Annotated in this window: 10 protein-coding genes; 5 read left to right on the top strand and 5 right to left on the bottom strand. The window is 59.2% G+C overall.

The window, feature by feature from the left end; all coding sequences use genetic code 11:
• Window positions 1-582: 582 nt before the first annotated feature.
• On the top strand, window positions 583-1,449 hold the full coding sequence (locus tag GUY40_RS11910) for a hypothetical protein (protein WP_166569147.1): 867 nt from the start codon (window positions 583-585) through the stop codon (window positions 1,447-1,449).
• A gap of 482 nt (window positions 1,450-1,931) precedes the next feature.
• Here GUY40_RS11910 and GUY40_RS11905 read toward each other — a convergent pair whose 3' ends face one another.
• The 5 genes from GUY40_RS11905 to GUY40_RS11885 all read right to left on the bottom strand — a co-directional run bounded on the left by GUY40_RS11905 (window position 1,932) and on the right by GUY40_RS11885 (window position 6,285).
• Entirely contained in the window at window positions 1,932-2,831 is a 900-nt protein-coding gene (locus tag GUY40_RS11905) for a polysaccharide deacetylase family protein (RefSeq protein WP_166569146.1), read from the bottom strand.
• Between the two features lie 21 nt (window positions 2,832-2,852).
• Complete coding sequence (locus GUY40_RS11900) at window positions 2,853-3,239, bottom strand: YkgJ family cysteine cluster protein (protein WP_166569145.1); 387 nt, start codon at window positions 3,237-3,239, stop codon at window positions 2,853-2,855.
• 176 nt (window positions 3,240-3,415) lie between these two features.
• Window positions 3,416-4,252 (bottom strand): ATPase, encoded by an 837-nt coding sequence (locus GUY40_RS11895; protein WP_166569144.1) that lies wholly within the window; start codon window positions 4,250-4,252, stop codon window positions 3,416-3,418.
• Between the two features lie 100 nt (window positions 4,253-4,352).
• On the bottom strand, window positions 4,353-5,351 hold the full coding sequence (locus tag GUY40_RS11890; protein WP_166569143.1) for an NAD(P)-dependent oxidoreductase: 999 nt from the start codon (window positions 5,349-5,351) through the stop codon (window positions 4,353-4,355).
• Window positions 5,352-5,388: 37 nt separating this feature from the next.
• Complete coding sequence (locus GUY40_RS11885; RefSeq protein ID WP_166569142.1) at window positions 5,389-6,285, bottom strand: LysR family transcriptional regulator ArgP; 897 nt, start codon at window positions 6,283-6,285, stop codon at window positions 5,389-5,391.
• 129 nt (window positions 6,286-6,414) lie between these two features.
• On the opposite strand from GUY40_RS11885, the gene GUY40_RS11880 reads away from it, so the two are divergent.
• From GUY40_RS11880 to GUY40_RS11865, 4 genes are all read left to right on the top strand, one after another.
• Window positions 6,415-7,014, top strand: a complete 600-nt coding sequence (locus GUY40_RS11880; protein WP_166569141.1) for a LysE/ArgO family amino acid transporter — start codon at window positions 6,415-6,417, stop codon at window positions 7,012-7,014.
• Window positions 7,015-7,205: 191 nt separating this feature from the next.
• Window positions 7,206-7,802, top strand: coding sequence for a superoxide dismutase (locus GUY40_RS11875; RefSeq protein ID WP_166569140.1), 597 nt, complete (start codon window positions 7,206-7,208; stop codon window positions 7,800-7,802).
• A gap of 270 nt (window positions 7,803-8,072) precedes the next feature.
• Window positions 8,073-10,124, top strand: a complete 2,052-nt coding sequence (locus tag GUY40_RS11870) for a bifunctional diguanylate cyclase/phosphodiesterase (protein WP_166569139.1) — start codon at window positions 8,073-8,075, stop codon at window positions 10,122-10,124.
• A 171-nt stretch (window positions 10,125-10,295) separates the two neighbouring features.
• Window positions 10,296-11,633, top strand: coding sequence for an imelysin family protein (locus GUY40_RS11865; protein WP_166569138.1), 1,338 nt, complete (start codon window positions 10,296-10,298; stop codon window positions 11,631-11,633).
• The last annotated feature ends 65 nt before the right edge of the window (window positions 11,634-11,698 follow it).

The raw sequence follows: 11,698 nt of genomic DNA, 5'->3' as shown, positions 1-11,698 counted from the left end.
TGATAGCTCCGCCAGCGAAAGCAATACTGGCTTGGTATCGACTAATGGAGAATTCGAGCGCTGGGTCACCGAACGCCAGGACGCTTGAGGTGCCGTCTGCCAACAAGGAACAGGGAGATGCATCGACCGGGACACCGACTCGCCTGGGACCCTGGGGATGTTCGGTGGGTACGGGGTCGGAAACCCGCCGGACCTTGTTAGTGGGAGCACTCCCAGCTTAGTGAACAGGTGAACCGGGTGAACTGCTGGTTCACCCGTGCATTTGCCCTACGAAACGGCTAATCCCTGGCCACCTTTACCGAGATGGTAACGATGCCCTTTTTTCTTCAAGATCCTTCCAATTTCAACGCTGAAATTTCAGTAAGCAGGGGCGTTTGCGGCTAACGAGATCCCGCGGGTTTCCGACCCCGTAAGACTGCGCATTCTCCAGGGGCCCCCGCTAATTTCGCGAGCGGCCGGCCATGGACATCGGTAGATTACGCGGGTAGCTTCTGCTTTTCGATGCACGTGCACGAGCTTGAGCCATGCCTTGAACATATTTTTTATCGAACAACAACCCCAATGGAACCAAGGTAAAAACACATGGACTGGTTGGATATCTACAGCCTGGGCAACAGCACAAGACTGATTAGAAAGTTCCTGATTGACATTGCCTCGATGGAAACTGACATTTCTTTTACCGGTTTATATATCACTAGAAAACTTGAATCGTTTGAAAATGCCATAGAGGTGATGGACGCATTTCCTGAGACATTTAGCTCTATCAAACGAAACATTGCACACATTGATAAAGAAACTTATCTCACACTAGAGCACTTAGAAAAAGACGCACTATTAATTGAGCAAATTTCATTGATCAATTTAAAACTGCAGATGTCTCGGCCGCCTACACCGACATCATTCCTAAAAGGGCTCGCAAAATCAGTCATGTACGTTCGGATCTTCTCCACCATCGAAACAAAACGTTTATTCGGCGAGGAAAGCATTTCAATTGAGCGAACTATCGTTAACTGCGACAAATTAATTTCCACACTAAAAATAGCCGAAGAAATAGTTCGTCATAAAGCGACACTTGATAACGATGTGTTTAAACCTTCACGAGTAAAAGAAAGCGTTGTCATTGAAATGATAGACAGCGCAGCGCAACAGGTTGAAAACTCACGCTCACTGAATTATGAAACAAGAGTCTTGATCAATGAATATTTAGCAGAAATAAAAGCCGAAGCGCAGTCGAAGGCTCCAAAGTGGCAAAACATCATAGGTTCTCTTATGATCGTCGCCGCAATGACTAGCAGTTTGGCAGATGCCCCAGGAGCTGCTCAAACGCTCCAAGCATTGATCCGGTACATCGTAGGGACATCGGTTATGAAACCCGAGCCCCCCTACCTGCCGGCGCCAACCGACCAGAAGACTGAGGGTTTAGACTTTTTCAGCGGAATTCAGACGTAGGGATCTCACGAGGCTCGTTCTTTACATCAGGCCATAAAAATCTGTATCCCTACGTGTATCCCTAATCAAATATTTCAGCTATAAGCCCCGTTTTATATAGACCTTTCTGGTCCCCCCGGGGGCACCAAACAGCAGTAGCTGTGAGTCCCTACCGGCTTGCAGAATCAAAGAGACCGGCCAGATGAGCCGGTTTTTTTGTGTCTGAGATTCTGCTCGGTACTGAGCCAGAGGGATTCTACCCGGACGGAGATAGCCCAGCCGACAAGGCCTCCGACGGGTACCGATGGTTTACTGATCGTTGATGAGTTGGCGTGCGCTCGGTGTAGGAGCGGACCTGGCCGCGATGGGCCGCGCAGCGGCCCCTTAGGCCAGTGACATCTGCGACTCAGCTTAAGTGCAGGTGGTTTCAGAATCGCCGGGGCCGCTTCGCAGCCCATCGCGGCCAGGTCCGCTCCTACAGGAGGTTTGTGCCCCGCTCCGACCTAACGCGCATTGCCCCCCCACCACCAGTTCCAGAACCCCGGCAACTGGACGGCTTGGGAGCTGTCACGCACCGTGCGGGCCATGGCCGCTCGCAGCAAGGCTGATCGATCGTCGTAGAACGGCTTGTCCGCCGTTCTCACCCCGGTCTCGCGCGCGCTGTCCATCAGGATCTGCAGGTACTCCTGCATATGCCGGGCGGTGTAGCGATTAAGATCGTGAAAGGTCACCACCACCGGAATAACCCCATCGACCACTGGCTGTTCTCCAGCAGCGATTCGCTCGCGCACCTCGGCGAGATGCTTGAGCAGGTTGGCCCGCCTTTGTGGGCTGGCGGTGATACCCCAGACCTTGCCGTCATTGGCACTCAGATCGGTCAACAACACATGCAGGCCATGCCGTTGATAGGCGGCAAAGGTACGTTTGTCGTAGTTCCAGAACGGCGGACGCAGCAGGACCGGTGGCGCCGCGGTGATGGCGGCGATGTCGGCGCGTCCGTCGGTGAGTGACTGTTCCAGCTCCTGCGCGCTCAGAGAACGGTGATTGGTGTGCCACGGCGTGGCCGTGTGGAAGCCCAGGATGTGGCCTTCGTCATGCTCACGGCGCATGATTTTCCGTCCCAACTCGCTCCCCCCGGCCCTGGGTGCACGAGTCTGTACGAAAAAGACCGCCTTGATACCCGGCTGCACCGGGTTTTGGGCCAGGTCATCGAGCACCGAAAGGGTCGGATTGTAGAATCCGGAAGCACTGGGGCCGTCGTCAAAGGTCAGCAGGAAACGGATCGGCGGCTGCGCCTGCAACTGTTGCGCAGTCTGTGGCGTCAAGGCCATCGGCGGCCCGATACAACCGCAAAGGCTCGTTGCAATCGCGAGCACGGAGAGAAAGGTGAACAACGGTTTCATGGGTTTGGCCTTGTAACTTCGTTACGCGATGGCACTCACAGACTCGATTTGCACCGCCGCAATCAACCCCGACGCCGGCACCAACGGTGGCAAACCATAGGCTGCTCGCGCGGTGTCGCAATGACCATTGTGCTGGCCGTCGTACCAGGACGCATCAAACTCGCGGCAGGTACTGGAGCGTTGCTCATACATGCCGCAGCTCACCGCCTTGCCCACCTCGCCTTGCAGGCCCACGCAGCGGCAAGGCTTGCTTTCGGTGCCGATCATGGCGACCCGGTTGGGCGCCACCTGGACCACCAGCTCATCGGGCACCGGGCCGCCCGCCGAGGCACATTCCCCCCAATAGAAAGACACACGGAAATGCGCGCAGCAAGCGCCGCAACTCAAGCAAGGGTTCGGTTCGGACATGATGAGGGAAAGTCGAAATGTTGTCGTTATGGGGCGCTGAACAGCGCCGCCATTCTATGCTTCGCCAAGCGCTTGAGAAGGGGGTTTTAAAAAGAAATTCTTGCCTGCCGATAGCCGGTCGGGCGCCGGTTTCAGGGCGTTCACAGCGGCGTCGAGACCGACGCCGCTGCTGCGGTTCAAGGACGGGCGTTGATTTGTTGCTGCAGGTTCTGGATCTGGCTCTGCAGAGTATTGATGCTGCGCGTGGTCTGGCCACGGAAGGCGTCGAACTCGGCCGTGCTGGCGCCACCGCCCTGGCTGGCTGCCGGGCGGTTGTCCTGCTGGCTCTTGAGGACCAGCACATCCTGTTCCAGACGGTCGATGGCGGCGCTCTGGTTACCCTGCTTTTTCAGGGCGGCGATGTCGCCAGCCAGCCTTTTGAGTTCGGCATCGACCTTGCTCTGATCAGGCTGCGCGGATTTAAGTGCCGCCAGTTCGCCGCTCAGGCTCCTGAGCTGGGCCTGCAACTGATCGTTGACCGCCTTTTGCTCGCCAACCTGGGCCAATGCATCACTCAGACGCTTGTCCAGGCCACTTTGCTGCCCGACCACGCCTTGCTGCTGCTTGCTTTGCTCCAGCAGTTTGTTTTGCAGCTGGCGAATTTCCAGCTTCAAAGCTTCGCTACCGCTGGTGGCGGTGGACTCGGTGGCCACCACTTTGCCAGTAATCGCTTGCAGGCGCCCCGCCGCTTCCTCGCTGATACGGGCAAAGCTCTCCTGGGTGGCAACCAGTTGCTGCTCCATCAACGAGATCTGCTGGAAGCTCCACCAGCCCAGGCCGACCACGGCGATCAGCAGCGCACCAATGATCGCCCACAAGGGACCTGTGCTCGGGGCCTTTACCTTGACCACTGGCGTGGTACGCGAATAGACCGTGGTGCGCTCCCGGGCAGCGGCAGTGCCGGAGAAGTCGTCGTCATCATCGCGGTTACCGGCGCTCAAGCTGGGCAAGTCAAACTCATCGTCTTTACGCATGGGAAACCTTCGTGAACTGCCGTAGTGGCAAAATAATACCCAAACTCAACAGCGAAAATCGCGCCAGAATCGACCACACAGTGTAAACCCGGTTCCTTGTTCAGCGCCGAATCGGCCTCTGCGCCTGCCACCAGCCGCAGAATTCATCCAGTGCCGACCACAGGCTGACTTTGGGCTGATAATCCAGCCATTGCCGGGCGCGACTGATGTCGAGGGTGAAGTCCTTGTTCATGACCTGCATACCCAGGCGCGACAAGGTCGGCTGCGGCCGGCCCGGCCAGAGCAGGCAACAGCCTTCGTTCAGCGCCGCGACACTGTAGGCCAGGCCAAAAGAGCGATACCGGGTCACTTGGGGCAGGTGCATCTGTCGCATCACGTAATTGACCACATCCCACAATGGCACCGGGTTTCCGTTACTGATGTTATACGCCCGACCCAGCGCCGATTCACCCGCCTGCAAGGCGCTGAGCAAGGCGTCATTAAGGTTGTGCACGCTGGTGAAATCAACCTTGTTGAGGCCATTGCCGATGATCGCCAGGCGGTTCTTTTCCTGCATCTTCAGCAAGCGCGGGAAAATGCTGACATCACCGGCTCCGGTCACGAAGCGCGGCCGCAAGGCAATCACTTCAAGGCCGAACTCCGCCGCGCCAAAGACCTTCTGCTCGGCCTGGTGCTTGGTGCTCGCATAAGCGTCATGGAAGCGTTTGGGCACCTGCTCTTCGCGGATATTGAGCCTTGAACGGCCGTCGAAGTAAATCGACGGGGACGACAGGTGCACCAGGCGCCGTACCCCGGTTTTCAGGCAGGCTTCGACCACATTCTCGGTCACCCCCACATTGCCCTGATAAAAATCCTGGTAGCGGCCCCAGTTGCCGACCGCGCCGGCACAATGCACCACCGCATCGACGCTCTGGCACAGGCGCCGGACCAGATCGGGGTCGGTGAGGTCACCCTGGACAAACTGCGCCCCGCGCCGAACCAGATGCTCGACACCCTCGGCGCGGCGTCCATTGACCCGGACATCAAGGCCCTGCTCCAGGGCAAAGCGCGCAAAGCGCCCGCCAATGAAGCCGCTTGCGCCAGTGACCAGAATCTTCATGTACCGCTCCAATCTATCTATAAAGGCTTGACGCTTTTCATCCCGCCAAGGGCACCAGCCATTGGCTCGCCGTGCGGCTCAGGTGCTCGGTGAAGCGGGCGAGCAATTGTCCACCATTGCGCCAATGATGCCAGTACAAAGGCACATCAATCGGTCTATCGGCCAATATCTCAACCAGCGTCCCGGCCGCCAACTGCTCGCGCACTTGCAGTTCCGGCACCAGCCCCCAACCCAGACCTGCTTCGGTCAGACGGATAAAACCTTCGGACGAAGGGCACAAGTGGTGCAGAAAACCGCCTTCGATACCCAGCGATGCCAGATAGCGGTGCTGCAGAAAATCGTCCGGGCCGAACACCAGCGCCGGCACCCGCGCCAGCCGCGCCGCCTCGAAGCCGTCCGGAAAGTGCCGCGCCAGAAAAGCCGGGCTGGCCAGCGCCCGGTAGCGCATGGCGCCCAGCGCCACGCTGCGCGCACCGGCCACCGGGCGCTCGCTGGCACACAGGCAGGCGGCCACTTCGCCGGCGCGCATGCGCTTGAGGCCGACCTCCTGATCCTCCACCACATGGTCGAGCAATAAATGCTGCTCGGCGCAGAAGTCACTGACCGCCACTGCCCACCAGGTCGCCAGGCTGTCGGCGTTCAACGCCACCCGCAGACGCTCGGGCAAGCCCTCTTCGTCCAGCGCCGGCACCTGGCCCTGCAAATCACGCTCAAGCAGCCGCACCTGCTGGACATGGTTGAGCAGGCGCCGACCGATTTCGGTGGGGCTGGGCGGCGTGGCGCGTACCAGCACCGGTTGGCCGACCCGCGCCTCAAGCAACTTGATCCGCTGCGAAACAGCCGACTGGGATAACCCCAGCACCTGAGCTGCACGCTCGAACCCGGCCTGCTCTACCACGGCGGCCAAGGCAGAAAGCAATTTGTAATCGAACATAAATTTCCCTAATGAGCGATCAGCAATATTGGTTTTTCTTATACAGCCAAACTCCGGAAAATGCCCCCATACCTTTACACAACCGCTGCCGCTTTCGCCGCCTCGGTTCTATCAACCGGAGTCATTTCCATGTGGCAAAGCTATTTGAACGGTTTGTTGGTCGCCTTTGGCCTGATTATGGCCATCGGCACCCAGAACGCCTTTGTCCTGGCGCAAAGCCTGCGTCGTGAACATCACCTGCCAGTGGCAGCTCTGTGCGTATTGTGTGATGCAATCCTGGTCGCGCTCGGGGTCTTCGGCCTGGCCACAGTACTGGCCCAGAACCCGACATTACTCGCCGTGGCGCGCTGGGGCGGTGCAGTGTTCCTGATCTGGTACGGCAGCAAGGCGCTGCGCCGAGCCTTCTCGAAACAGAGCCTGGAATACGGCGAAGGCCAGGGCTTGCGCTCACGCAAGGCGGTGCTGCTCAGTGCCCTGGCGGTCACTCTGCTCAACCCCCACGTGTATCTGGACACCGTGTTGCTGATCGGCTCGCTCGGTGCCCAGCAGACCGTACCCGGCGCCTATGTTGCCGGTGCCGCCAGCGCCTCGTTGATGTGGTTTTTCACCCTGGCCCTCGGCGCGGCCTGGCTCGCTCCTTGGCTGGCACGCCCGAGCACCTGGCGGCTGCTTGATCTGATGGTGGCCGCGATGATGTTCGGTGTCGCGGCGCAACTCATGTTCAGCTGAGCTGCCGCCGGTCCGCCCGGGCAAAGGCTCTGGAACCTCTTTCCCACACAGTTGTTGCGTGGTTAAGGCCCCGCCCCGGTGCTATGATCCAGCCCCTGCGCCGAAATTGAGTACAAACTCGCCGGCGCATTGTCTGGCCGCCCGTGATCGGCCTTGCGCCTACCGCAACAGACCTGATTAGGAGAATAACCATGGCTTTTGAATTGCCGCCGCTGCCTTACGCTCACGATGCCCTGCAGCCGCACATCTCCAAGGAAACTCTGGAGTATCACCACGACAAGCACCACAACACCTATGTCGTGAACCTGAACAACCTGGTGCCAGGCACCGAGTTCGAAGGCAAGACCCTGGAAGAAATCGTCAAGACTTCTTCGGGCGGTATCTTCAACAACGCCGCTCAGGTCTGGAACCACACTTTCTACTGGAACTGCCTGGCGCCAAACGCTGGCGGTCAACCAACCGGTTCGCTGGCTGAAGCCATCAACGCTGCATTCGGCTCTTTCGACAAGTTCAAGGAAGAGTTCACCAAGACCTCCGTTGGCACCTTCGGTTCCGGCTGGGGCTGGTTGGTGAAAAAGGCTGACGGTTCCCTGGCCCTGGCCAGCACCATCGGCGCCGGTAACCCGCTGACCAACGGCGACACCCCGCTGCTGACTTGCGACGTCTGGGAACACGCTTACTACATCGACTACCGTAACCTGCGTCCCAAGTACGTCGAGGCGTTCTGGAACCTGGTCAACTGGAAGTTCGTTGCCGAGCAGTTCGAAGGCAAGACCTTCACCGCTTAAGTCTTCTTGAGCACAAAAAACCCGGCATTTGCCGGGTTTTTTCGTTTCTGGGCCGCACTCCCCCTCTTGCCGCATAGCCAGAGCGCGCTAACATCAATACTCTGGAAAAAGAACCGCGTCGCATTCAAGCTCAAGCCTGTCGCGGCCGATACAGGATGGGAGTCAAACCGTGTTCCAGCGCCAGAAAGTCGTCTGCCTGGGCGGGTAAACAAGGAAAGCCAACAACACTTGGCAACTTGACACTGTGGGAATGGATAAAGGAATAGCCCTTTGAAGCTGGAGCTCAAAAACAGCTTGTCGGTGAAGTTGCTCAGGGTCGTGCTGCTTTCGGCATTGATTGTGGGCGTGGTACTCAGCTGCGCACAGATTGTGTTCGATACCTACAAGACCCGTCAGGCCGTTGCCAACGACGCCCAGCGTATCCTCGATATGTTTCGCGACCCCTCCACCCAGGCCGTCTACAGCCTGGACCGAGAGATGGCCATGCAGGTCATCGAAGGCCTGTTTCAGGACAAGGCCGTGCGCAAAGCGTCCATCGGCCACCCCAACGAAACCATGCTGGCTGAAAAAACCCGCGACCTGCAGGCCTCCCCCAACCGCTGGTTAACCGACCTCATTCTCGGCCAGCAGCGTGATTTCACCATACCCCTGGTGGGGCGCGGCCCCTACAGCGAATACTATGGCGACCTGCGCATCACCCTCGACACCGCCACCTACGGCACGGATTTCATTATCAGCTCGGTGATCATTTTCATTTCCGGGGTGCTGCGTGCACTGGCGATGAGCCTGGTGCTGTACCTGGTTTACCACTGGCTGCTGACCAAGCCGCTATCGAAAATCCTCGAGAACCTCACACAGATCAACCCGGACCGCCCCAGCGAGCACAAGCTGCCGCTGCTCAAGGGCCACGAAAAAAACGAACTGGGCATCTGGATCAATACCGCCAATCAGCTGCTGGCCTCGATCGAACGCAATACTCACCTGCGCCACGAGGCCGAAAACAGCCTGCTGCGCATGGCCCAATATGACTTTTTGACCGGCCTGCCCAACCGCCAGCAGTTGCAACAGCAACTGGACAAGATTCTGATCGATGCCGGCCGCCTGCAGCGCCGGGTCGCCGTGCTGTGCGTGGGCCTGGATGACTTCAAGGGCATCAACGAGCAATTCAGCTACCAGACGGGTGACCAGCTGCTGCTGGCCCTGGCCGACCGCCTGCGCGCCCACAGTGGCCGCCTGGGTGCGCTGGCACGGCTGGGTGGCGACCAGTTCGCGCTGGTCCAGGCCGACATCGAGCAGCCCTATGAAGCGGCCGAACTGGCCCAGAGCATCCTGGATGACCTGGAGGCCCCCTTCGCCCTCGACCACCAGGAAATCCGCCTGCGCGCCACCATCGGCATCACCCTGTTCCCGGAAGACGGCGCCAGCACTGAAAAGCTGCTGCAAAAGGCCGAACAGACCATGACCCTGGCCAAGGCCCGATCACGCAACCGCTACCAGTTCTATATCGCCAGCGTCGACAGCGAGATGCGCCGCCGCCGGGAAATGGAAAAGGACCTGCGCGAAGCCCTGCAGCGCGATCAGCTGTATCTGGTCTATCAACCCCAGGTCAGTTACGTGGACCACAGCGTGGTCGGCGTCGAAGCCCTGCTGCGCTGGCAGCATCCACAGCTGGGGCTGGTGCCGCCGGACCAGTTCATTCCCCTGGCCGAGCAGAACGGCTACATCATCACCCTGGGGGAATGGGTGCTGGACCAGGCCTGCCGCCAACTGCGCGAATGGCATGACCAGGGCTTCACCCAACTGCGCATGGCGGTCAACCTGTCGACCGTGCAACTGCACCACAATGAGCTGCCGCGGGTGGTCAATAACCTGCTGCAGATCTACCGCCTGCCACCCCGCAGCCTGGAACTGGAAGTCACCGAAACCGGCCTGATGGAAGACATCAGCACGGCGGCCCAACACTTGCTGAGCCTGCGTCGCTCCGGGGCACTGATCGCGATCGATGACTTCGGCACGGGCTACTCATCGCTGAGCTACTTGAAGTCCTTGCCACTGGACAAGATCAAGATCGACAAGAGCTTTGTTCAGGATGTGCTCGACGATGACGACGATGCCACCATCGTTCGCGCCATCATTCAGTTGGGCAAGAGCCTGAACATGCAGGTGATCGCCGAAGGCGTGGAAAGCGTGGCGCAAGAGGCCTATATCATTGCCGAGGGCTGCCACGAAGGTCAGGGCTACCTCTATAGCAAGCCGATGCCAGCCCGTGAACTGACCGCCTTTCTCAAGCAGGCACAACGCAATCACGCGTCGGTGCTCTGAGCCAGATCCCTCTGCTTACCCCTGCTACGGGCCTCAAGGCCCATCAATACTTGGTAAATCCCAGAAGAAATACGCCCTGACCTCTTTACATAAAATGCAAATCTTTCGCATTATGTCGCAGATTTTCGTGCGCATGCACACCTGTTCAACCTCTCGACGCAGGATTTCGCCATGATTCGTATGCCTCTGGCCACCGCCAGTTTGCTGGCCATTGCCATTTCTCTCGCCGGCTGCGGCGACAGCAAGGACAACAAGGCTGCCGCTCCACAAGCGCCAACCCCTGCTGCCAGCACCGCTACTACCGCTGCGACCGGCGCGATCGACGAAGCAGCCGCCAAGGCTGTCGTCGCGCACTACGCTGAAATGGTCTTCGCCGTTTACAGCGACGCAGAATCCACCGCGAAAACCCTGCAAACCGCTGTCGACGCCTTCCTGGCCAAGCCCAACGATGAAACCTTGAAGGCCGCCAAGGCTGCCTGGGTCGCGGCGCGCGTACCGTACCTGCAGAGCGAAGTGTTCCGCTTCGGCAACACCATCATCGACGACTGGGAAGGTCAGCTGAACGCCTGGCCGCTGGACGAAGGCCTGATCGACTACGTCGACAAGCGCTACGAGCACGCGCTGGGCAACCCGGGTGCCACCGCCAACATCATCGCCAACACCAAGGTCCAGGTCGGCGAAGACAAGGTCGACGTGAAAGACATCACCCCTGAGAAACTGGCCAGCCTCAACGAGCTGGGCGGTTCCGAGGCGAACGTCGCCACTGGTTACCACGCCATTGAATTCCTGCTCTGGGGCCAGGACCTGAACGGCACCGGCCCGGGCGCCGGCGCACGTCCTGCCAGCGACTTCCTCCAAGGTGCCGGCGCAACCGGCGGCCACAACGAGCGTCGTCGTGCCTACCTGAAGGCCGTGACTCAACTGCTGGTCAACGACCTGGAAGAAATGGTCGGCAACTGGAAACCGAACGTTGCCGGCAACTACCGCGCCACCTTGCAGGCAGAGCCGGCTGAAAGCGGCCTGCGCAAAATGCTGTTTGGCATGGGCAGCCTGTCGCTGGGCGAACTGGCGGGCGAGCGGATGAAAGTCTCGCTGGAAGCCAACTCGCCGGAAGACGAGCAGGATTGCTTCAGCGACAACACCCACAACTCGCACTTCTATGACGCCAAGGGCATCCGCAACGTCTACCTGGGCGAGTACACCCGTGTTGATGGCACCAAGCTGACCGGCGCCAGCCTGTCGTCGCTGGTGGCCAAAATCGACCCGGCCGCTGACGCCACCCTGAAAGCGGACCTGCAAGCGACCGAAGCCAAGATCCAGGTCATGGTTGACCACGCCAACAAGGGCGAGCACTACGACCAACTGATCGCCGCGGGTAACACCGCTGGCAACCAGATCGTCCGCGACGCCATCGCGTCCCTGGTCAAGCAGACCGGTTCGATCGAACAGGCTGCCGGCAAGCTGGGCATCAACGACCTGAACCCGGACAGCGCTGATCACGAGTTCTGATTGGCACTGCGGTTCAAGAGAGGCGGCCTTCGGGTCGCCTTTTTTGTTAGCCGCTCCTTGGAACG

The organism is Pseudomonas sp. R5(2019), from assembly GCF_009905435.1.
Lineage (GTDB): Bacteria > Pseudomonadota > Gammaproteobacteria > Pseudomonadales > Pseudomonadaceae > Aquipseudomonas.
Note: the sequence above shows the minus strand (reverse complement) of the source record. Positions and strands in the feature narration are given on the sequence as shown.

Excerpts from the sequence above, each read along its gene's own strand:
- GUY40_RS11905 (WP_166569146.1), bottom strand. The coding sequence starts at position 2,831 with ATGAAACCGTTGTTCACCTTTCTCTCCGTGCTCGCGATTGCAACGAGC.
- GUY40_RS11880 (WP_166569141.1), top strand. The coding sequence starts at position 6,415 with ATGTGGCAAAGCTATTTGAACGGTTTGTTGGTCGCCTTTGGCCTGATT.
- GUY40_RS11910 (WP_166569147.1), top strand. The coding sequence starts at position 583 with ATGGACTGGTTGGATATCTACAGCCTGGGCAACAGCACAAGACTGATT.
- GUY40_RS11895 (WP_166569144.1), bottom strand. The coding sequence starts at position 4,252 with ATGCGTAAAGACGATGAGTTTGACTTGCCCAGCTTGAGCGCCGGTAAC.
- GUY40_RS11900 (WP_166569145.1), bottom strand. The coding sequence starts at position 3,239 with ATGTCCGAACCGAACCCTTGCTTGAGTTGCGGCGCTTGCTGCGCGCAT.
- GUY40_RS11865 (WP_166569138.1), top strand. The coding sequence starts at position 10,296 with ATGATTCGTATGCCTCTGGCCACCGCCAGTTTGCTGGCCATTGCCATT.
- GUY40_RS11885 (WP_166569142.1), bottom strand. The coding sequence starts at position 6,285 with ATGTTCGATTACAAATTGCTTTCTGCCTTGGCCGCCGTGGTAGAGCAG.
- GUY40_RS11875 (WP_166569140.1), top strand. The coding sequence starts at position 7,206 with ATGGCTTTTGAATTGCCGCCGCTGCCTTACGCTCACGATGCCCTGCAG.
- GUY40_RS11890 (WP_166569143.1), bottom strand. The coding sequence starts at position 5,351 with ATGAAGATTCTGGTCACTGGCGCAAGCGGCTTCATTGGCGGGCGCTTT.